Source organism: Embleya sp. NPDC055664 (genome assembly GCF_053618075.1).
The window spans coordinates 453,150-474,683 of sequence record NZ_JBSHGZ010000005.1 but is presented as its reverse complement, the minus strand read 5'-3'; the positions used below and the strand labels follow the sequence as shown (position 1 = coordinate 474,683).

Here is a 21,534-nt window from a genome sequence, read left to right as displayed (position 1 = left end):
CGGCGCCCGTATGCCGGGCACAGGTGCGCGGGAATCGGCCGGATCGAAGGTCCACGATTCGATGGTCCGGCGGCCGATATTTGATCTCCATTCGCGATCTTGGCCGCCGGTCCATTTGCCTTCACCCGGTCGGGTGCTAATCGCTCGGCGCTCTCGCATGATCTTGCCGGAGTGGTTGACATTCGCCCTCCGACCTCACCATGCTGACAAGCGCGGCCGAATGTTCATGGGTCGGACGCAGGGGCGAGCCGCTCGAGTCGAGCCGCGAAATGTCCGGCAAAATCGAGGAAAGAAGAATCGCCGGTGCCGAATACGAACGTCGAAGAGACCGTTTTCGATCGCCTGGGGGATCTGCCGCAGGTCGCCGCTCTCGTCGACTGGACACTGCTCGAACTCGACAAGAAATCGGATTCGATCCACCTTTCCTTCACCGCACTGCCCGAGTTCACCAACCCGGCCGGCAACGTGCACGGTGGATTCATTGTCGCCATGCTCGACGAGTGCATGGGCTCGGCCATCGTCGGCCTCACCGATGCGGAATTCATGCCGGTTACCGTCTCCATGTCCACCGACTTCGTGAAACCGATTTCCGTGGGCCGGATCCTGGGTACGGGACAGATCACCTCGCGGGGCAACAGCTCGGCCTTTCTGGAGGCGAGGCTGACCGATACGGAAGGCCGGATCCTGGCCCGGGCGATCGGCACCTACCGGCTGCTCCCCTTCCCGAAGCCGCCGACGAAAACCCATTAGTTCCCGTCTTCGTTCCCGTCTCCTTTTCCGTTTCCCTTCCCGCTCTCGGTTCCCGCTCTCGGTTCCGCTTTTCGTCATCGCTCTCGCACCGCGGTCGAACCCCACCTCGGCCGGATTGTCGCCACCACCGTCCGCCGGCACGCCGGAACGAATGGAGCACCGATCATGAGCAACTTCGACGACCTGCTTGCCGCCACGGAAGAGGACTACAAAGCCTCGATCGAAAAGAACGGGCTGATCGAGCTCGTGCTCGGGGGCGGGATGAAACGCGAACATTACGTGAGCTACCTGCGTGAGACGTACCACATGGTGCGACACACTTCACGGATGTTGTCCCTGGCCGGCGCGCGGCTCGGCGACGACTACCGGGACTTGCGCGACTGGTTCTTCGAGCAGGTCCAGGAAGAGAACAATCACGACCAATTCTGTATGAACGACTTGCGGAACCTCGGCGAGGACGTGGCGCAGGTGCTCGCCGTGCCGCCGAAACCCGGGTCCTGGGGACTGGTCTCGCAGAACTACTACATGGCCACGTACGGCAACCCCGTGGGCATCCTCGGCGTGGCCAGTCTGACCGAGGGCCTCGGCGCGGAACTGGGCAAGGCCATGGCACAGGTGCTCCGGGACCGGTACGGCCTCGAACGTAATCAGGTGACATTCATCAAGAGCCACGGCGGATTCGACGCCAAGCACATCGAAGACGTGAAGCGCGCGGTGAACGAGTTGTTGGTGAAGGATTCCGACATGGCCGACGTCATCCAGGGAAGGAGGATGACGATCCACTACTACAGTCGGATGTTCGACGATGTGCTGACCACTCCCATCGCGTCCTAGAGTCGAGGATTCGACGGGATGAGGAGCACACGGGAAGAGCGGCGGCCCGAGGAAGACGGAATTCCGACCGACCATGCGATGGCGACCTCACCGGTGGCGTTCGTGGCCGCACCGAAGGACGAATCCGTCCTGGCCGAGGTGCGGAAGTACCAGACCTGCATGATCACCGACACCCAGGAACGCGAAGAATATCGCGAATTCCTGGAGAAGGCGCTCAAGCCGCTCGGCATCTACCGGGATAAATTCCTTCCCGGCGTGGCGTCGAGTTGTTACAAGGTCACCTTCGACGGCCGCATGGCGGCCATCTTCAGGTTGACCCCGGCCGCGCCGGACTCGATCTATCACGAGGTGATACCGGGAGCCGCGGGCCGGCGGGTCATCGAGGTCAACAATGTCGCGATCGAACATTCCTTCAAGGGCGACCTCCTGCTCGGCATCATCATGCGCAACTGTGCGCTGCTTTCCCATGCCAAGGGCTTCGACTACGTCGCCGGGCTGATTCGGCACGAAATCCTGCCCATGTTCGTGGACTTCGGGACGATTCCGGTGCGTCACGCGCCCCTGCATCTCCTGGGCGACGAGACCATCTGCGACTACGTCACCTACTTCATGACCGACCGGAAAGAACACGTCGATTATGCGGTCTCCCGGAGCTACCACTATTTCCATCGGAAGGTCACCATGAAGAGAATCGCCGCCGACGTGGCCGAATCGACGTTGTGCCCGACCGATGCGCTCGGAGGCTGACGCCGTGCGCGAAGGCGAGCGGAAACCGCCGCCCCCGGCCCGGCTCACCGCGATGATCGTGCAGGTGCTGGCCGGAAAGGCGGTCCACGCGGCGGCCGAGTTGGGCATCCCCGACCTGCTCGCAGGGGGGCCGCGGAGCAGTGCCGAGTTGGCCGAACGCATCGGCGCGCACGGTCCGTCCCTGCACCGCCTGCTGCTGGCCCTGGCCGGGGTGGGGGTGCTGACCCCGGTCGGCGCGGACCGCTTCGAGCTGGCCGAGCTGGGGCAACCGCTGCGCACCGACGCGCCGGACTCGATCCGCGGGCTGATGCGGATGATGTGCGGCCCCGAAGTCTGGCGCAGTTGGGGCGAGTTGGTCGCCGGCGTGCGTACCGGCGAGCCGCCGTGGGAGCTGGCCCACGGCATGGGGTGGACCGAGTACTACGCGGCCCATCCCGACGCCGCCGAGACGTTCAACCTGGCCATGGCCGAGCACACCCGCGACGTGGCGCCCGAGGCGATCGCCGCCGCGGACCTGGGGCGGTTTCGTACCGTGGCCGACCTCGGCGGCGGCGACGGTACCCTCGTCGCGCACGTGTTGCGGGCCCATCCCGAGGTCGAGGGTGTGGTGTTCGACGTGCCCACCGGTCTGGCCGCCACCGCCGACACGCTCGCCGCCGCCGGGGTGGCGGCCCGGGCGCGGGTGGTGAGCGGGGACTTCTTCGACGCGGTGCCCTCGGGCTGCGACGCCTATCTGCTCAAGCAGATCCTGCACGACTGGGACGACAAGGAAGCCGGCGCCATCCTGCGCAACATCCGCGCGGTGATCCCCCCGGCGGGCCGGGTGTTCCTGCTGGAGCGCGCGCTGCCCGAGACGGTCACCCCCGGCAGCCGGTCCGAGGCCGCCGCGCTCCTGCTGGACCTGCACATGCTGGTCGCCACCGGTGGTCGCGAGCGTACCGAGGAGGAGTTTCGGCGCCTGTTGCACACCACGGGCTTCGCGACGACCCGGATCACCACACTCCCCCGCTTCGACTTCCGGGTGATCGAAGCGACTCCGGCCCGAGACTGAGAAGGGGGACCGATCATGTCCCGCACGACCGACCCGACCGGGCTCGACGGCGGCTCCGTCGACGGCAGGCTTGTCGACGGCAGGCTTGTCGACGGTGCCACGATCCTGGCCAACGCCCGGGCCGTGGCCCCGGTGCTGCGCGAGGAGGCCGACGCGAACGAGCGGGGGCGCCGGCTCACCCCGCGGGCCGTCGACGCGCTGCGCTCGACCGGGGTGTTCCGCATGCCGATGCCCCGGGTCTGGGGCGGGCCCGAGGTGGACATCCGTACCCAGACCCGGATCGTGGAGGAGTTGTCCGCGGCCGACGGGGCGGCCGGGTGGTGCGCCATGATCGGCTCGGACGGCGGCTACTACAGCTCCGCGCTGGACGACGCCGTGGGCCGCAAGCTCTACCCCGACCTGGACACGATCACCGCGGGCTGGATCGTGCCGGCCGGTCGGCTCCACCGCGTCGACGGCGGCTATCGCCTGACCGGCCGCTGGCAGTTCGGCAGCGGCTGCACCCACGCCGACGTGATCATCGGCGGCGCGATCGTGTACGAGAACGGCGCTCCCGCGCACACCGACGACGGCCGGCCCGAGGCCCGGGTCGCCCTGCTGCGCGCCGAGCAGTTCGAGATCCTGGACACCTGGTACACCACCGGCCTGGCAGGCAGCGGCAGCCACGACTACCGGATCGACGACGTCTTCGTCCCGGCCGAGCAGACCTTCCGCTTCCGCGACCTGCGCGAACGCCGCCGCGAGGGGGTCCTGTACGCCTGGCCCGGCATGTTCTTCGCCAACCTCCCCGGGGTGCCGCTCGGCATCGCCCGGGCGGCGCTCGAGGCGGCCGAGGACCTGCTGGCCGACAAGATCGCGGTGCCCGAGATGCGCCCGGCCCGGGAGGACCCCCGGGTCCGGACCGGCATCGCCCAGGCGCACGCCATGGTCGGCGCGGCGCGCAGCCACCTGTACGACGTACTGGGCGAGCTGTGGTCGGCGCTGGAGCAGGGCACCGAACCGTCCTTGCGGCTGCGCGCGGCCCTGGTCGGCGGCTACATGCACACCATCCGGACCTGCCGCGACGCCGCCGGCGTGTTGTCCGACGTGGTCGGCAGCGCCTCGATCTACCGTGGTTGCCCGATCGAGCGCCACACGCGCGACCTCACCACGATCAGCCGGCACCTGATGGGCCAGCCCAAGATCATGGAGATGGCGGGCGCGATGTGGCTGGGCGTCGAGCGGGCCCTGACCAGGAACCCCCTGGCGGCCGAGGGGTTGATCTGACCGTGGACCCGACCACCGATCCGACCACGAAGGGACTGTCGTGACGTCGTTCCCGCTCTACTCCACCCCGGTGTCCACCGACACCTGGAACGTGCCGATGGCCGGGTCCGCCCGCTTCTCCTGGGAATACGACGGGGGTCGGGAGCGGCTGCTCGCGTTGTACCAAAAGGGCAAGGACAAGCAGTGGGACGCCCGGGACCGGATCGACTGGGACCTGGAGATCGACCCGATCAACGTGGCCGGCCTGCCCGACGAGTTCAACCCGCTGCACGGCTCCGACCTGTGGGGCCGGATGTCGCAGCGCGACCGCGACGAGGTGGACCGGCACCAGGGCTCCTGGCTGTTCAGCCAGTTCCTGCACGGCGAGCAGGGGGCGCTGACCGTCTCCGCGCGGATCGTGCAGTCGGTCCCGGACATGGACTCCAAGTTCTACGCCGCGACGCAGACCATGGACGAGGCGCGGCACGTGGAGCTGTTCGCCCGGTTCGTGCACGAGAAGATCGGCATGTACTACCCGGTCAACCAGGACCTGGCCAAGCTGCTGGCCGAGTCGCTGGAGGACAGCCGCTGGGACCTGCCCTACCTCGGCATGCAGGTACTGATCGAGGGCCTGGCACTCGCGGCCTTCGGCCTGTACCGGGACCTGGCCACCGCGCCGCTGGTCAAGCATCTGCTCGCCTACGTGATGCAGGACGAGGCCCGGCACGTGGCGTTCGGCCGCCTCGCGCTCAAGGACTACTACCGCGAACTGACCGACCGCGAGCGGGCCGAGCGTGAGGAGTTCGTGATCGAGGGCAGCCTGCTGATGCGCGACCGCTTCACCGGCCGCGAGGTGTTCGAAACGCTGGACATGCCGGTCGACGAGTGCATGGAGTGCGTCGAGTCGTCGGAGATGTTCCACCTCTACCGCTCGCACCTGTTCAGCCGCATCGTGCCGGTGGTCCGCGACATCGGCCTGTGGGGCGACGGCGTCCGCTCCGCCTACGAATCCATGGGCGTCCTGGACCACGCCAAGTCCGACCTCCTGGCCCTGATGCGCCAGGACGAGGAAATCGCCGACCAGTACGACGCGGCCCGAGCCGCCACCGACCTCGCCACCCGCAAGGCAGAGATCGACGCGGCAATGGACCTGGGCGCGGAATAGCGGCGATCGTATGCTCCGTCATCTACATGCGATCCGGATCGACCCCGGCGACCGACCGGGCGATGGGCGTGCGCGACAGCAAACTCCCGGCGTCCCCTGTCATCCCACTGCGCGCCCGGGCGTGGGCGGCCCTGGTCGGTCGCGGAGCTTCGCGAATAGCCGGCTGTCCGGAGGACTTCACGTGGACGCCATACGGCGGAGCTCCGTGACGTGGGCGTCTGTGATTGCTTCGGGAAACCGACCGGTGGCTTCCCTTTCACCTTGTGCATTTTCGGTCGGTGTTTCAGACTTCCCGTGCCGCCGCCAGCGCTGCCTCGTAGTAATGCGGGAGTTCTTCTCTTCGGCCGAAGACTTCCACCGGAAAGGCGTATCGGTAGGTGGTGACGAATTGCCCGGCGAGCGCGAGCCGCACGTGTGGGATGTATGATTCCGCCGCTGATTCGAAGAGGTAGATCCAGGCGGCCGGGCACGGCGATGCTTCGCTGTTCGGTTCGCGCCGGACACGCAGCGTACGTAGGACGTCGGGCTCTGCTTCGGCGGCGGCGGCAGCGAATTCATCCGCGATCTCCCCACCTCCGTCCATGGAGAACGAGTAAAGGAGGTCGGGTTCGCTCGGCAAAAGATCGAGAGTCTGCATCCTCGCATCTTCCGGATCGTCGAGGAGACTGCGCAGAACGCGGGCCTCGGAATGCGTGACGCCCACTCCCTCGTGCTCCAACGAGCCGAAGATCGTATCCTCCAGATATTCGAATTCACCCGCGCCGAGGTCGTTCCACAGCGAGTTCAAGGTGTCGTCCTGCAGCCGCCCGGCCATCCTGCGGAGAAAAAGAATCGCCGAATCGGTGTAGTGTTCCGGAATCAAGGACACTCCTCGGAGCAGGTTTTCATGGTGACCACGGGTTTCCGAAGGCGTCGGTCTGCTCGCCGGCCTGGTTGGCATAGCTGTCGACCTGTTGCCCCTTCTTGATCCCCGTATAGTGCCATGTCTCGTGTTCGCGATCCCAGCGGGGCGTGCTGCTCGGGGGAGCCCAGGAAGGCCGCGGGTTGGGGGACGACGGGTTGCGGTGGACGCCTTCCCCGGAAAGCGGGTAGGCCGTTCTGATCTCGCCGTTTTCCATGACGGTAACGGACATTGTCACGTTGTCCCGGGTTCCTATGTACTCCCATGCCAGGACACGGTTTCCGGCCGGGTCGTTCGTCCATTTCGGTCCCGTGGTAGGGCTACTGTTTCGTACGAGATCGAGGACGTGCCGCTCCACGTCCGGGTCCGTCCATCGTTGCGGGAATTCGGTTTTGGTCGGTATTCCGGTGCCGTATCGATGGCCGCCGTTCTTCCCGCCCTCACTCTCGAGAATGTGCCGCCTCGATGCCTCCGTGTATTGAATATCCTCCGGTCGGTAAGGCGGCGGGGTCCCTGGTGGCGGCGGTGGTGGCGGAGGAGGCCGCCGGTTGCCTCCGCTGCCGGATCCCGATCCTCCCGTCTGTGTCGCGGGTGTCGACGAAGGTCGAGATCCGGGATTGGCGGTGCCGGACTTTCCCGGACCGGAACCTCCCGATGATTGCGGAGGTTTTCCCTGACCGCCGGATGGATTCTTGGTACCGGACGTCGGGCCGGTGGGGGTTTTGCGGAGGTTGTCGGCCTGGGTGGTGTCGGTGGCGGTGGTGCGTCGGGTGTTGTTGCGGAGGCCGGTGCCGGTTTTGGTGATCAGGGCGGGGGCGTTTGCCGTGCCGCGTTGGTGGGTGGTGACGACGGTTTCGTATTGGGGCTTGAGTTTGGCGCTGTAGGGATCGTTGCCGAAGGGGTTGGTGCCGGCGGTTTCCTTTTGCAGGGAGTTCCGGGCGTCGACGATGCGTTTGCTTGCGGCGTCCATGCGGGTGGCGGCGGTTTCCAGGGATTGCGGGGTGGTGACCGTCTTGCCGCCGGGAGCCGCGGGGGCCGGTGGGCGCCAGGGTGGTTTGGAACTGCTCGCGATGGTGGGCATGTACGGCGTCGAGGACGTGCCGGACGCACCAGGGGTGCCGTTGGGCGCGGAGGTGAAGGGATTGCCGGGTTTGGGTGGAGAGGGCTGGTCGGGTGGGTCGAACCTGGGGCCCTCGGTGTCCTTGGCGGGCGGGGCGCCCGGTGGGTTCGTGCCTTTGGGAGGCTGTCCGGTTCCCGGCTGCCCTTTGGGGGGTTGCCCGCCCGGGGCTTCGGGTTTGGTGAGGCCGGGTGCGTCGGGCTTGGTGGGCGGGGCCGGGGGTTTCGGTGGCGGCTTCGGGGGCATCAGCGATCACCGTTCGGGTTCAGGACCGAGGTGATCTTCGACTGGGGGGCCATCGTCGGGCCGCCGGATCCGGCGGGGTCGGTCGCAGGTGGGGATGCCGGTGGCGCGGGCTCCATGTCGCTCTCGTTCAACCGGGTGCTCTCGTGGGTGAGCCCCTCCAGGCCGCCGAGGTCGTGAGCGGTGCGCAGCAGGCCCGCGACCTTGGCGGCCATGGCGTCGAAGCGGGAGGTGAGCGCGGTACGGGCGCTGGAGACCTCGTAGGTGTCGCCGATCGGGCGGTCGGGGGGAAGCCGGCCCTCGGCGCGCAACATGGTGATCTTGTCGCGCAGCGTGCGCAGTTGCTCCCCGGCCTCGTTCTGGGCGTTGCGGACCTCGGTGGCGGAGTCCCGGAAGCCGGTGACCAGTTTCTTGGACGCGTTGAACACCGCGACCAGGTGGCTGCCGGAGACCTGGCCCCAGTAGCTCGCGAAGGCGTCGGCCGCCGGGCCGCTGTTGTCGCCCATCACGTCGGTGGCCGCCGCGTCCGCGTCCATTCGTGCCGTGTCGACTTCGCTCGCGTAGTTGTTGTAGGCGTCGGCCAGGCGGTCCAAGGCGTCCGCGTCGATGGCGGGCCACGCAACCCCGGTCCAACTCAGTGCCTCCGCCAAGTCGGCGGGCACGGTCGATCCCACGCGTCCCCCTCGCGTCGTCCGTCGATTACACACGGATCGAGGGCGTGTGACCTGCCGCTCGGCTCGATCCGTGCGCGTGCAACCGCGAGACATAACCATATTGAATGGTTGGATGCTTTGGGCGACGAAACAATCACGATGCGCTCAAGGGATGCCATGCCGCCGGGAAGTGCGCGCGAATCGTGCGGATTTACCGAACTCGTCGCACCACGAACACCGTTGCATGCCGAGTACGAGTCGGCGCGGGGATCGAACGGGCCGAGACGGGGCGGGCCCCTCCGTCCCCGTTCTTTGGAGGGGCCCGCCGGGTGTGGGTCAGCGGGCGCCGCGGATCAGGCGGCCCGGGCGGGCGCCGGTGTCTTGGCCGTTGCGGCGGGTCACCTCGCCGGCGACGATCGTGGCTACGTAGCCCGTGGCCTTTTGGAGCATGCGCCCGCCGCCGGCCGGGAGGTCGTGGACCATGCGGGGGCGGTGCAGGGTGAGGGTGTCCGGGTCGATCACGTTCAGGTCGGCGCGTTTGCCCTCGGCGATCACGCCCCGGTCGGTCAGGCCGTACAGCGCGGCGGTGTCCATCGTCTGCTTGCGGATCAGGAACTCCAGCGGCAGCCGCTCGCCGCGGATGCGGTCCCGGGCCCAGTGGGTGAGCAGGAACGTGGGCTGGGACGCGTCGCAGATCATCGAGCAGTGCGCGCCGCCGTCGGCCAGGCCGAACACGCTCGCCGGGTGGGTCAACATCTCCCGGATCGCCTCGTGGTCGCCGTCGGAGTAGTTGAACATCGGCACCATCAGCGTGGTCCGCGCGTCGTCGGCCAGTTGCAGGTCGTACAGCGTCGCCAACGGCTCCTCGCCGCGGGCCCGCGCGATCGCGACCACGGTGCGGTCCGGCAGCGGCTCGTAGTCCGGGACCGGGTCCATCGGATACATCCGGTCCAGCATGTACTGCATCGCCAGGTTGACCGAGTCGCCGGGGATGTTCGGGTCGCTCGGCAGGTCCGTTTCGGCCAGGATCGCCGCCTTGACCTCGGGCCGAGCCAGTTCGGCCGCGAACGCCGCGTCGTCCAGCTCGCCCGCCAGGCGGCGGTCGTCCAGCGCCCGGAAGGTCGGTCGTTTGCTGAACGCGTTGCGCGTGCCGAACCCGGTCAGCATCCCGAACGGGCGCCCCGCGATCTGCGGATGCAGTTGCGCGCCCGCCTCGTTCGCCGCCTGTGACTCGGCCATCAGCTCGCGCCACAACTGCGGCGCAGCGTTCACCTGGAGCAGCGCGAACGACACCGGCATGCCGATCTCGGCGGCGAGTCGGCGCATCCAGGCCACCTCGGAGGCGGGCTTGACGATGTCCTCGCCGGACGAGCCGGTCGGCGCCAGTTCGAACACGGCCCGCCCGCCCGCGGCCATCGCCCGGCCCAGGCCGAAGAGTTCGTCCTCCGTGGCGAAGGTGCCCGGCACCGGTTCGCCGCCCATCGCCTTGTGCGCGACGGTGCGCGAGGTGGAAAAGCCCAGCGCGCCGGCCTCGATCGCCTCGGTGACGATCGCCGCCATCGCGGCGATGTCCTCGGCCGTGGCCGGCTCGTTGCGCGCGCCCCGCTCGCCCATCGCGTACGCCCGGACCGCGCCGTGCGCGACCTGGACGCCGATGTCGGCGGCGAAGGTACGCCGCTCCAGCACGTCCAGGTATTCGGGGAAGGTCTCCCAGCCCCACGTCATGCCCTCGGCCAGCGCGGTGCCGGGGATGTCCTCGACGCCCTCCATCAACCGGATCAGCCAGTCCTCGCGACCCGGCCGCACCGGGGCGAAGCCGACCCCGCAGTTCCCGGACACCACCGTGGTCACCCCGTGCGAGGTGGACGGGTCGAGCACCTCGTCCCAGGTGGCCTGGCCGTCGTAGTGGGTGTGGATGTCCACGAAGCCCGGCGTGACCAGCCGGCCGGCCGCGTCGATCGTCTCGGTCGCGGCGCCGTCCAGGGCCGGATCGGGGCCGTCGTACCGACGCACCGCGACGATCAGTCCGTCCCGGATCCCGATGTCGCCGGCGAACCGATCCGCGCCGGTGCCGTCGACGATCGTGGCGTTGACGATCTTGAGGTCGTAGACGGGGGTCCCGACGTCGTGCACAGGAGTTTCGAGGTCGTTCACAGCAGCCTCCCCGGTAAGGTGGCCAGACCGTACGGCTGCGCATTGTGCGAGTCAAGATGCGCACTATGCGAAAAGATCACGGATTCCATCCGGTATGGTCCCGCCATGGCCCCACGCCCCTCGCCACAGACCGACCGACTCGTCTCGCTGATCGACGCGATCGCCGAACGGCCCGCCGAGGGGCTGACCCTGTCCGAGATCGCCCGGCACCTCGCGGTGACGCCCGCGACCTGCCATCCGATGCTGGCGAGCCTGACCTCACTGGGCTGGCTGATCCGCCACCCCACCCGGCGCACCTACCGGCTCGGCCCGGCCCTGGTCGCGGTCGGGCGCGCCGCCGCGCGCGGACTCGGCGTGCTCGACGTGGCCCGGCCGGTGATGCGCCGGCTGCGCGACGAGACCGGACTGACCTGCTTCGCGATGACCCCGGGGGAGCGGCACGTGGCCATCGCGGAGGTGGTGCGCGCACCGGGCGCGGAACCGCACCGGCCGCACATCGGCGCCCAGGCCCCGATCACCCCGCCGCTGGGCATCGGCTACGTGCCCTGGGCCGACGAGCAGACGGTCCGCCGCTGGCTGGACGAGGCCGACGGTCCCACCGCGCGGGCCCGGATGGAGCACGCCATCGACAACGCGCGGCGCGCCGGGTTCGCGATCGAGCTGGTCACCGACGTGGAGACCCGACTGGGCGAGACGCTGGGCGAGTTGGACGAGCACCTGGAGGGCCTGGATACGCTCGGCGCGGGCGCGTCGGCGGCCCGGCTGCGCACCCTGCTCGAGGAGATCGCGGCCGAGATCGGCGGCTCCGACGGCGGACAGATCGACGAGCTGGAGGCCGACCGGGACTACCGGGTGGGCGCGATCAGCGCGCCGGTGCACGCCCCGGACGGCGACCTCGTACTGATCCTGAGCCTGCGCGGCTTCGCGCCGCGCACCGACGGCCGCACCCTGGAACGCACCGGCCGACTGCTCGCGGAGGCGTCGGCCGAGGTGGCCGCCGCGCTGTGAAAACGCGAGCGCCGACCGCATCACGGTCGGCGCTCGCATCGCACGGCGCGGGTCAGTCCTTGTCCTTCGCGCGCCCTTCCGGGTTGTCCTGGTCGGGGCTGCGCAGGTCGTCCTCGCGGCGCTTGAGGTCTTCCTCCCAGCGCCGCAACATCTCGTCCTCGTCGGTGCCGGGCTTGGGCGCGTCGGCCGCCTTGCGGTCGCCCTTGGACAACGACGCCAGGAACTCGGGGTCGTCGTCGGGGGCCGTCTGCGGACCCCGGCCCCGGCCCGCGAACCGGCCGCCCCCGGAGCCGGAGACGTACTCGCTCCTGGGTCGGCCGGCGAAGAACCAGCCGATCGGACCGATGAAGACGGGCCAGAAGAGCAACAGGATGAAGACCCATGCGATCTTGGGCAGGCTGCGGACCTTGCGTTCATCGGTGGTCAGACAGTCGATGAACGCGTAGATCCCGACGGCCAGGGGCAGCAGCAACAGCAGAACCCTGATCATGTGGCGGTCTCCCAGGCAGGTACTCGGCGCTCGGTACTCGGACGCGTCTCCCATCCAGCGTAAACGGTCGACCCCATGAACACCGGATCGCTCACAACCCGGTGACCTTGCCCGACGCGTGCAGCTCGTACACCAGCGTCAACCGCCGCCGTTCGCCGGCCGACAGCGCCACGTCGTAGCGCACGATCCCCTGGTCGTCGACCGCGTCCGGGGCAGGCTCCGACAGGTCGCGGCGCACCTTGACCTCGACCGCCGACACCTCCGACACCGGCACCCGCTCGCGCAGCACCACCGTCCCGGGCGCCTCGGCACCCGGCGCCGCGATGTGCGAGACGAAGACGGTCACGGTACGGGTGATCACCGTGCGCCCGGTGAGCGCCGCCGTGCTGCGCGACTCGGTGACCTCGCGGACCACCCGGAAGTCGTCCTCGCTCCCGAACGGCAACCGCACCTCCTCGCCCGGCGCGGCGAAGTCGAGCTGCCCGCGTCCGACGTAGCCGCTGCCGCGCACCAGCTCCACCGGACCCGCGAGCAGCACGTGCCCCGCGTCGTTGGCGAACCGCACGACCTGGCTCACGTACTCCGACAACTCCGGCGCGCACGCGGCTTCGGGCGTGCAGTCGGCGGAGAAGGTGGTCAGCCGGACCCGGTGCGGCCGGCCGTCGCCGGGGACCTCCACCGGTCCGGGCGCGGCCAGTACCCGGACCTCGCCGCCGTCGTCCACGCCGGGCAACTCGGCGGTGCCCGAGGAGCCGGCCGCGACCTTGCCGACGGCGGCGATGTCCTCCTCGCGCAGGTCCACCTCGACCTGCTTCTTCTCCTCCTGGGTGCGCTCGCGCAGGGTGAGCCGGTCCTCGACCAGGCTCGGCGGTCGCGCGGCCAGGGTCGGCCGCGCGGTGGACAGGGACAGCGCGACCCCGGACCAGTCCTCGCCGGTGCGCTGCCAGACCATGGCGTCGCACTCCAGCTCGATCGAGCCACGGTCGGGAGCCAGCGTCGCGCGGTAGGCCGGCCGCCACAGCGCGCAGGGCACCAGGTGCGTCACGCGCAGTTCGGCCGAACCCGCCCGGTCCGCGTCGATGACCACCTCGACGGTCGCGGTCAACTCCTCCGGCGCCCGCTCGGCGAGGTCGAGGGCCGCCTGCGCGTCGCGCGACCGGCGGGTCAGCGCGCTCTTCTCCTCGGTCAGCGCGTGCAGGTCGGCGAACCGCTGCTCGGCCTCGGCGGAGAGCCGGTCGAGTTCGCCGGCCCAGCGCTGCGGATCGGTGGTCCCGTAGCCGGTGTGCTCGACGATCTCCCGGCGCAACTCGTGCTCGGCCTGCGTGATCAGCGCGAGTCGGCCGCGCAACCGCTCCTCGCGCCGCGTCAGTTCGGTGTCCTTGGTGCTCAACTCGTGGACGAGTCGGCGCAGTTCGGAGGCGTCCGGGCCCGGGCCATTCGCGGGTTCGGGGGTGTACGTGCGCCGCACCCGCGCGTCGATCGCGGTCGCGGTGCCGTCGTCGGCGACCACCTCGGCGCGCAGCGACCGGTCCACCGCGAGGGGGGTCACCGGCCCGATCAGGACCCGCTGTACCCCCTCGGTCAGGCCGATCCGGCCGGAGCGGGTCACCTGGGCCCGGTCCTCCAGGCAGGTCACCGCGGTGATCGGCAACGTCTCCGGCTTGGGCTCCGCCGGCGTGCCCTGCGTACGTGTGGGTCGAGCCGTCGGTTGCGTCGTCGGCCGAGCCATCGGCTGCGTCATCTCAAACCCTCCTGTTGCCGCCGACCACGGCCTTCGCCGCCGGGATCCGGATCTCGTAGCCGCCGGTCAGGTTCCTACGCTCGCCCGGGGCGAGTTCGACGTGCCACACCCGCGCGCCGGCGACGTGTCGTCCGTCGCGCAGCTCGGTGTCCTCGACCCAGCGCGGGGCGCCGTCGTGCTCCTCGATCCGCACGTCCTTGTCGTCGGTGACCGGGACCCGCTCCAGGATGTCGAGCCGGATCGGCCGGGCGAGGTGGTTGACCGCCTCCACCTCGATGCGGTGGTCGAGCACGACGGTGCCGCCGCGCAGGCCCGCGGTCGACTCGCGCATGTGCGCGTTGCGCGAGACCTGCACGCTCTCCACCACGCCCACCCCGACCCGCTCGCGCGCACCCGGCGCCAGCGTCGGCAGCGGCACGGTCATCAGGAACTCGCCCGCCACCGACACGTCGGCCGGCCCCGCGAGCAGCGCGTGGGGGGAGGCGTTGGCGAGTACGACGGTGCCGAACACCGCGTCGTCCAGGGCGGGTACACAGACGAACTCGGGGTCGAGGCCGATCTCGATCTCGCACACCGGGATGGTGTGCCACGCGCCGTCCGCCGCCACCTCGGCCGGGGCCGCGGTGTCGAAGCGGTAGTCGAACGACCCGGCCGCGTCGCGCGGCGCGAGCGCATGCTCGGGCAGCGTGAGCCGGGTGACCTCGTCGGCGCGCCGGCGGTACTCCGCAGCCACGCCGCCCGGTCCGGACGCCGCGGCGCGCAACCGGCCCCGGTCCTGCGGTTCGTCGTCGGCGCCGCGCAGTTCGAGCGCGGCGTAGTCGAGCAGGTCGGCGTCCGGCTCGGTCGGGGCAGGCGGGGCTTCGTCGGCGTCGACGAAGTGCGCGTCGACCTCGGCCATGGGCGCGAAACCGGACTCCCGGAACGCGGCGAAGCCGGCGCCCCCGTACGCGTCGCCCTCGGCCGCCGCGGCGGAGGCACCGCGGCGGAAGCGGCTGCGTGCGGCGGGGCGGGCGGCGGCCGGCGGGGGCGGGCCGCCGTAACCGCCGGGCGCGATCGGCGCGGCCACGGGCGTGGGGGTCGGGGCGGGCGGCGGCGCGGCCCGGTACACGATCGGGTCCTCGTCCTCCATGAGTTCGCTCGGCACGGCCCCTCCGGCCGCCGCCGCGGGTACGCCGTACGTCGGCCGCGGCCGCTCGGCCCGACTCGCGTCGTAGCCCGCGAACAGGTCGGCCAGGCCGGTCGGCGGCTCGCGCCACCCCGCGTGCGCGGGCGCGCTCTGCCGCCGGCCCAGCCGCAGCGACTTGAGCTCGGGCAGGTCGGAACCGCGGGCCAGGTCGGCGGTGGACAGCCCGAGCCGCACGTCGGACCAGTCCTCGCCGGTGCGCTGCGCGACGCAGGCCCGCATCACCAGCGTGCCGCCGGTCATCGCCTCGTCCAGGCGCAGTTGGTACATCGGCGCCCAGCGCGCGCCGGGCACGTGATACTCCACCGCGAGTTCGACCGGGCCAGCCCCGCCGGTGTGCTCCAGGGTGACCACGGCGGTCCCGGACGCCTGGGCCCGCTCGGTCCGCGCGGCGCCGGACCCGGCGTTGAGCCGGAAGCGGTACACGTCCACGTCGCGCATCGCCTCGCGGATCTCCGCGTCGCAGGCGGTGATCCGCTCGTGCAGTGCCGCCGACCGCTCGTCGGCGAAAGCGGCCAGCTCCAACAGCGCGGACACCGGCGCGGTGCGCGGCGGGTCGCCGCGACGCACGGGCGGCGACACCGGCTCCAGGCCGGCGATCCGGCCCAGTTCGGCGTCCAGCCGGGCCCGCCGCTCGCGCACCGCCCGCAGCCGCGACTCCGCGGCCTCCAGGTCGCGCAGTACGTCCGGCAGATCCGCGTCGTCGACCACCTCGACGTCGACCACCGGCCGCACGTCGGTGACCCGTACGCCCGCACCGCCCCCGACCACGCGCGCCCGCAACCGGTCGCCGTACGCGGTCAACGGGAAGCCGGTCACCCGCACCCGTACCGGCCCCGACGCCTCCGCCGGCAGGTCCACCTCGCAATTTCGTACGCATACCGCCCCGACGGCGTGAACGACCACCGAACGCAATTCCGAAGCGACCGTGAGCATGTACCCCTCCCTGCCCGTCCCTGCCCGGCACGAAGGCACCAACGTAGCCCGAGCGGGCGGGTGCGCGTGCGGGTCCGGCGAGTCCGTATCGGATACTGGCACGCATGGCATACGGGACCTTGCGCGCTTTCCTGAAGGCACTGGAGAAGCGCGGTGACCTCAAGCGCGTGCGCGCCGAGGTCGATCCACATCTCGAGGTCGGCGAGATCACCGATCGGGTGAACAAGGCCAAGGGCCCGGCGCTGCTCTTCGAGAACGTCAAGGGCAGTTCGATGCCGCTGGCGATGAACGTCTACGGCACCGACGAGCGCATGCTGATGGCGCTCGGGCTGAAGAGCTACGACGAGTTGTCGGAGAAGATCGGCGGCCTGCTCAAGCCGGAACTGCCGCAGGGTTTCGGCGGGATCCGCGAGGCGTTCGGCAAACTCGGCGCGGTCGCGCACATCCCGCCGAAGAAGATCAAGGACGCGCCGTGTCAGCAGGTGGTGTACAAGGGCGACGAGGTCGACCTGGACACCATCCCGGCGCTGTTCACCTGGCCCGAGGACGGCGGTTCGTTCTACAACCTGGGCCTGACCCACACCAAGGACCCCGACACGGGCGTGCGCAACCTGGGGCTGTACCGCCTCCAGCGGCACGACAAGCGCACCATCGGGATGCACTGGCAGATCCACAAGGACAGCCGCAATCACTACCAGGTGGCCGCCAAGCGCGGTGAGCGACTGCCGGTGGCGATCGCATTCGGGTGCCCGCCGGCGGTGACGTACGCGTCCACCGCGCCGCTGCCCGGAGACATCGACGAGTACCTGTTCGCCGGCTTCATCGGCGGCAAGCGGATCGAGATGGTCGACTGCGTGAGCGTGCCGCTCCAGGTCCCGGCCGAGGCCGAGGTGGTGCTCGAAGGCTGGTTGACCCCGGGCGAGATGTTGCCCGAGGGCCCGTTCGGCGACCACACCGGCTTCTACACCCCGCAGGAGCCGTTCCCGGCGCTGACCGTCGACTGCGTGACGATGCGCGAAAAGCCCCTGCTCCAGTCGATCGTGGTGGGCCGGCCGCCGACCGAGGACGGGCCGCTGGGCAAGGCGACCGAGCGGTTCTTCCTGCCGCTGCTCAAGATCATCGTGCCGGACATCGTGGACTACGACCTGCCCGAGGCGGGCGGCTTCCACAACTGCGCGATCGTCTCGATCGACAAGAAGTACCCCAAGCACGCGCAGAAGGTGATGAGCGCCATCTGGGGCGCGCACATGATGTCGTTGACCAAGCTGATCGTGGTGGTGGACGCCGACTGCGACGTGCACGACTACCACGAGGTCGCGTGGCGGGCGTTCGGCAACACCGACTACGCGCGCGACCTGATGCTGGTCGAGGGGCCCGTGGACCACCTCGACCACGCGTCCTACCAACAGTTCTGGGGCGGCAAGGCGGGGATCGATGCGACCCGCAAGCTGCCCGAGGAGGGCTACACCCGCGACGGCGGCTGGCCGGAGATGGTCGTGTCGGATCCGGAGACCGCCGCCAAGGTGACCCGCCGATGGAAGGAATACGGGCTGTGACGTCCGCTGCTCTACCCGCTCCCGGAGCACCGTCGGAGGTCGGCCGGGTCAAGGCGTTCCTGCGTCTGGTGCTGATCGAGCACTCGGTGTTCGCGTTGCCGTTCGCCTACATCGCGGCCTTCACCGCGATGTACGAGACCAACGAACGCCTGCACTACTGGGAGCTGTTCCTGGTCACCGTGGCGATGGTCGGGCTGCGCACGTTCGCGATGGCCTGCAACCGGATCATCGACCGGGAGATCGACGCGCGCAATCCGCGCACCGCCACGCGGGAGTTGGTCACCGGCGCGGTCTCGGTACGCACCGCGTGGGTCGGCGCGCTGGTCGCGCTGTTCTTCTACCTGCTGGCCGCCGCGCTGCTGAACCCGCTGTGCCTGGCGCTCGCGCCGGTGGCGGTGATCCCGATGGTGATCTATCCGTACGGCAAACGCTTCACCAACGTCCCGCACGCGATCCTGGGCATCGCGCAGGCGATCGGTCCGGTCGGCGCGTGGTTGGCGATCACCGGCTCGTGGTCGTGGGAGGCGGTGGTCCTGGGCCTGGCGGTGGGCACCTGGATCGGCGGCTTCGACCTGATCTTCGGCTGCCAGGACGTCGCCGCCGACCGCGCGCACGGCGTCAAGAGTGTGCCGGCCAAGTGGGGCATCGCCGCCGCGCTGAACGCCTCCAAGATCAGCCATGTGGTGACCACGCTGCTGTTCGTCTGGTTCGGCGCCCTCACCGGCGCGGGCTTCTTCTGGTGGCTGGGCCTGCTGATCGTGGCGGCGGCCTTCGTCTACGAACACAGCCTGCTCAAGCCGAACGACCTGAGCAAACTCAACCGAGCCTTCTTCACCACGAACGGCTTCATCGGCATCGCCCTGTTCGTCTGCGCCCTACTGGACCTGAGCGTCCGGGGCCTGCGCCCGTAGCCCGAGGCGGCGACGACAGCCGCCTCGGCTCGCGGAGAGCTGCTCGCGTCGGCAGCGCCGGTCAAATGGTCGGCAAGCCGGCGAGCGAAGGTTGCGACGGGTCGCGGGGGTCGGTGGGGCGGCGGCGGCGTAGCGTCACTGCGGCGACCACTCCGCCGATCAGGCCGAACAGGTGACCCTGCCACGAGACACCCTCCGCGAGCGGGAGGAGTCCGATCGCGAACGAGCTGCCGTACAGGGCCACTACCGCGAAGCCGATCAGCACGTCGAGCACGCGTCGATCGGCGAAGCCGCGCACGACCAGGTACCCGAACAGGCCGAAGACCAGGATGCTCGCGCCCGCCGAGTTCGACCCCGACGGCGAGGTGAGCCACACCCCCAGCCCGCCGACCACCGTGATCACGAGGAGCACGGTCAGGAACCGGGCGACTCCCCGCAGCGCGGCCAGGAAGCCGAGCAGCATCAGCGGAAACGTATTGGACACGATGTGCCCGGTCCCGAAGTGCAGGAACGGCGCGGTGAGGATGTCGGGCAGTTCGTCCGCCCGCCGCGGTGTCACCCCGTGTGTCAGCAGCGAGTCGTCGGTCGCGTAGTTGATCACCTGGACCACCCAGATGGCGCCGATCAGCACGCCGGTGATCAGGACCGCGTCGCGAACTCCCGATATGGATATGCGCGATGACATGCTCCACCCTCCCCGGCGGTGAGTGATACCGCCACCGGGTCAGGATAGGAGGCACGCGCGACGAGCGGAGTGGTGGGCGGCCCGGCCGCCCGCGTCAGTTCGGCTTACGGACCACGAAGACTAAGTAGCCCATGTATTCGTTGATCAACTCGCGGAGCTTCGGCATCGCCGCGTCCATGTTCGCCGTCGTCTCCGCGCCGTATCGGGCCAGGATCCGCTCGTGGTGCTCGCGGTAGAAGATGTCCATCAGGTCGCCGGTGACCACGAAGCTGTCGGTGTGGTTCTCGAGGCGTTCGAGGTGGAATCCGGCCTCGGTGGTGACGCGTTCGAGCAGGGCGGCGGGTGTCTGGGGCGGCGGGGACGTCCACACCGCGCGCCATACGGCCAGGTGTTCCGGGGTCGGCTCGGCGCGCTTGGTGAACTCGGTGAACAGCAGCCGGCCGCCGGGACGCAGTACGCGCCACGCCTGGCGCAGCACGGCGAGGCGATTGTCCATGTGGGCGAACGAGTCGATGGCCCAGGCGGCGTCGTACGACTCGTCCTCGTACTCCTTGCCGAGATCCATCGCGTCGGCGAGGGCGAAGTCCACCCGGTCGGCGAGTCCCGCCTCGTCGGCGCGGGCCCGGCACAGTTCCACCTGGGAGCCGCTGACGGTGATGCCGGTGACCCGGGCCCCCGTCGCGCGCGCGGCCCGCAGGGCCGGGCCGCCGGTGCCGCAGCCGATGTCGAGCAGGTGATCGTCCGGCCCGAGGTGCAGGGCGGCGATGTAGTGGTCGGTCTGCCGATCCATGGCGAGGTTGGCCAGGTCGGTCAAGCCAGCGGCGCGAGTCCGTGCGCCCGGCGTCACCCACATGCCCACGTGGATGGCGGCGTCGCCGAGGATGAGTCCGTACAGGTCGCCGAACTCGTCGTAGGAGGCGCCGACTTCCTCGGGAGTGGGAGCGGCTTGGGCACTTTCCGAGTATTCGTCCACTGCCATGGTCGCCACCATAGCGCTGTGTGACCGCCCGGACACCGACGAAATCGGCCAGTTCCGAAGGTGCGAGAGGTCGAGCAAACGCCGAGACGGGTCCGCCCCGTCACCCCGACCGGGGCAACGGGGCGGACCCGACATGGAATTCGCGCGATCACACGCCCGCGTACGAGTGCAGCCCGTTCACGAAGATGTTGACCCCGTAGTAGTTGAACAGGAAGCACGAGAAGGCCACCAGCGAGACCACCGCCGCCTTCGAGCCCTTCCAGCCGGCCGTGGCGCGCGCGTGCAGGTAGGCCGCGTAGGCCACCCACGTGATGAAGGACCAGACCTCCTTGGGGTCCCAGCCCCAGTAGCGGCCCCACGCGTTCTCCGCCCAGATCGCGCCGCACACGATCGCGAACGTCCACAGCGGGAAGATGATCGCGTTGACCCGGTAGGCGGTCTTGTCCAGCGACGACGCGCTGGGCAGGCGGGCCAGTTGGTCGTCGAAGCGACCCCGCTTGGTGTCGGCCGGGTCGGCCTGCCGGCGCTCGTAGCGCTGCTTGAACAGGAACAGGATCGAGGCGAGCGCGCCGATGTGGAAGGCGCCGAACGACACGATCGCGGACGCGACGTGGATCCACAGCCAGTACGAGTCCAGCGCCGGCACCAGCTGCTCGGAGTCGGTGTACAGGACCGTCACCGCCACGCCCAGCGTGGTGAGCACCGGCAGCGTGACGAACAGGCCCAGCCAGCGCACCGGGTACTTCCACAGCAGCGCCAGGAAGGCCATGACCACCATCAGCGCGACCGACGTGGAGAACTCGTACATGTTGCCCCACGGCGCCCGCTCCACCGAGATGCCGCGCGTCAGCACGGACCCCGCGTGCAGCAGGAAGGCCAGTACGGTCAGCGAGACCGCGACCCGGCCGATGCGGTCGGCACGTTCGCTGCCACCCGCCACGTTGCCCTCGTCGTCGCCGGCACCGGCGTCCGCGCCGTCGCGCAGCACCACCACCGGCCGCTCGGCCAGCGCGACCCCGCCGCCCGCACCCGCGGCGGCGGCCGGTTCGAGCACCTCGACGGTCAGGTCGGCGGAGCGTTTGGCCACCGTCCCGCTGCTGCCGAAGGTCCATTCCATGCAATAGGCGAAGAACGCCATCAGGTAGACGGCGATCGCCGAATACATCAGCACATTGCTGAATTGGG

The 21,534-nt window shown here is 69.8% G+C and carries 19 protein-coding genes; 9 read left to right on the top strand and 10 right to left on the bottom strand.

All coding sequences use genetic code 11. The features are described 5' to 3' along the window. Positions 1–303 precede the first annotated feature (303 nt). The 6 genes from ACWGR4_RS12320 to ACWGR4_RS12295 all read left to right on the top strand — a co-directional run bounded on the left by ACWGR4_RS12320 (position 304) and on the right by ACWGR4_RS12295 (position 5,792). Positions 304–750 carry a PaaI family thioesterase gene (locus ACWGR4_RS12320; protein ID WP_452131958.1) on the top strand — a complete coding sequence of 149 codons (447 nt, stop codon included), beginning with the start codon at positions 304–306 and terminating at the stop codon, positions 748–750. A gap of 165 nt (positions 751–915) precedes the next feature. Next, positions 916–1,584, top strand: coding sequence for an iron-containing redox enzyme family protein (locus ACWGR4_RS12315; protein WP_379999525.1), 669 nt, complete (start codon positions 916–918; stop codon positions 1,582–1,584). Positions 1,585–1,602: 18 nt separating this feature from the next. Continuing rightward, positions 1,603–2,331, top strand: a complete 729-nt coding sequence (locus ACWGR4_RS12310) for a hypothetical protein (protein WP_379999522.1) — start codon at positions 1,603–1,605, stop codon at positions 2,329–2,331. Between the two features lie 4 nt (positions 2,332–2,335). After that, entirely contained in the window at positions 2,336–3,382 is a 1,047-nt protein-coding gene (locus tag ACWGR4_RS12305; RefSeq protein ID WP_379999519.1) for a methyltransferase, read from the top strand. Positions 3,383–3,397: 15 nt separating this feature from the next. After that, entirely contained in the window at positions 3,398–4,648 is a 1,251-nt protein-coding gene (locus ACWGR4_RS12300) for an acyl-CoA dehydrogenase family protein (protein WP_452131957.1), read from the top strand. Between the two features lie 40 nt (positions 4,649–4,688). Next, entirely contained in the window at positions 4,689–5,792 is a 1,104-nt protein-coding gene (locus tag ACWGR4_RS12295) for a ferritin-like domain-containing protein (protein WP_452131956.1), read from the top strand. A gap of 283 nt (positions 5,793–6,075) precedes the next feature. Here the strand turns inward: ACWGR4_RS12295 and ACWGR4_RS12290 are convergent, their stop codons facing one another. The 4 genes from ACWGR4_RS12290 to ACWGR4_RS12275 all read right to left on the bottom strand — a co-directional run bounded on the left by ACWGR4_RS12290 (position 6,076) and on the right by ACWGR4_RS12275 (position 10,860). After that, on the bottom strand, positions 6,076–6,654 hold the full coding sequence (locus tag ACWGR4_RS12290; RefSeq protein ID WP_452131955.1) for a hypothetical protein: 579 nt from the start codon (positions 6,652–6,654) through the stop codon (positions 6,076–6,078). 22 nt (positions 6,655–6,676) lie between these two features. Continuing rightward, positions 6,677–7,774 carry a hypothetical protein gene (locus ACWGR4_RS12285; RefSeq protein ID WP_452131954.1) on the bottom strand — a complete coding sequence of 366 codons (1,098 nt, stop codon included), beginning with the start codon at positions 7,772–7,774 and terminating at the stop codon, positions 6,677–6,679. 281 nt (positions 7,775–8,055) lie between these two features. Continuing rightward, positions 8,056–8,727 carry a WXG100-like domain-containing protein gene (locus tag ACWGR4_RS12280; protein WP_452131953.1) on the bottom strand — a complete coding sequence of 224 codons (672 nt, stop codon included), beginning with the start codon at positions 8,725–8,727 and terminating at the stop codon, positions 8,056–8,058. A gap of 315 nt (positions 8,728–9,042) precedes the next feature. Next, complete coding sequence (locus ACWGR4_RS12275) at positions 9,043–10,860, bottom strand: N-acyl-D-amino-acid deacylase family protein (protein WP_452131952.1); 1,818 nt, start codon at positions 10,858–10,860, stop codon at positions 9,043–9,045. Positions 10,861–10,965: 105 nt separating this feature from the next. On the opposite strand from ACWGR4_RS12275, the gene ACWGR4_RS12270 reads away from it, so the two are divergent. Then, positions 10,966–11,868 (top strand): IclR family transcriptional regulator, encoded by a 903-nt coding sequence (locus tag ACWGR4_RS12270; RefSeq protein WP_379999507.1) that lies wholly within the window; start codon positions 10,966–10,968, stop codon positions 11,866–11,868. A 52-nt stretch (positions 11,869–11,920) separates the two neighbouring features. Here ACWGR4_RS12270 and ACWGR4_RS12265 read toward each other — a convergent pair whose 3' ends face one another. From ACWGR4_RS12265 to ACWGR4_RS12255, 3 genes are all read right to left on the bottom strand, one after another. Beyond that, positions 11,921–12,358 (bottom strand): PLD nuclease N-terminal domain-containing protein, encoded by a 438-nt coding sequence (locus tag ACWGR4_RS12265; protein ID WP_379999505.1) that lies wholly within the window; start codon positions 12,356–12,358, stop codon positions 11,921–11,923. 91 nt (positions 12,359–12,449) lie between these two features. Beyond that, positions 12,450–14,099 carry a DUF4139 domain-containing protein gene (locus ACWGR4_RS12260; protein ID WP_452131470.1) on the bottom strand — a complete coding sequence of 550 codons (1,650 nt, stop codon included), beginning with the start codon at positions 14,097–14,099 and terminating at the stop codon, positions 12,450–12,452. 1 nt (position 14,100) lies between these two features. After that, positions 14,101–16,218 carry a DUF4139 domain-containing protein gene (locus ACWGR4_RS12255; protein ID WP_452131469.1) on the bottom strand — a complete coding sequence of 706 codons (2,118 nt, stop codon included), beginning with the start codon at positions 16,216–16,218 and terminating at the stop codon, positions 14,101–14,103. A gap of 104 nt (positions 16,219–16,322) precedes the next feature. Between ACWGR4_RS12255 and ACWGR4_RS12250 the strand changes: the two genes are divergently transcribed. Beyond that, positions 16,323–17,774, top strand: a complete 1,452-nt coding sequence (locus ACWGR4_RS12250) for a menaquinone biosynthesis decarboxylase (protein ID WP_452131468.1) — start codon at positions 16,323–16,325, stop codon at positions 17,772–17,774. Continuing rightward, a complete protein-coding gene (mqnP, locus tag ACWGR4_RS12245) occupies positions 17,771–18,685 on the top strand; it encodes a menaquinone biosynthesis prenyltransferase MqnP (RefSeq protein ID WP_452131467.1) in 915 nt (304 codons plus the stop codon). The genes ACWGR4_RS12250 and mqnP overlap by 4 nt, the downstream gene beginning before the upstream one ends. A 61-nt stretch (positions 18,686–18,746) precedes the next feature. Here the strand turns inward: mqnP and ACWGR4_RS12240 are convergent, their stop codons facing one another. The 3 genes from ACWGR4_RS12240 to ccsB form a co-directional block, all read right to left on the bottom strand. Beyond that, positions 18,747–19,370 (bottom strand): rhomboid family intramembrane serine protease, encoded by a 624-nt coding sequence (locus ACWGR4_RS12240; RefSeq protein ID WP_379999493.1) that lies wholly within the window; start codon positions 19,368–19,370, stop codon positions 18,747–18,749. 94 nt (positions 19,371–19,464) lie between these two features. Continuing rightward, a complete protein-coding gene (locus ACWGR4_RS12235; protein ID WP_452131466.1) occupies positions 19,465–20,349 on the bottom strand; it encodes an SAM-dependent methyltransferase in 885 nt (294 codons plus the stop codon). 148 nt (positions 20,350–20,497) lie between these two features. Beyond that, positions 20,498–21,514, bottom strand: a complete 1,017-nt coding sequence (gene ccsB / locus ACWGR4_RS12230) for a c-type cytochrome biogenesis protein CcsB (protein WP_452131471.1) — start codon at positions 21,512–21,514, stop codon at positions 20,498–20,500. Between the last annotated feature and the right edge of the window lie 20 nt (positions 21,515–21,534).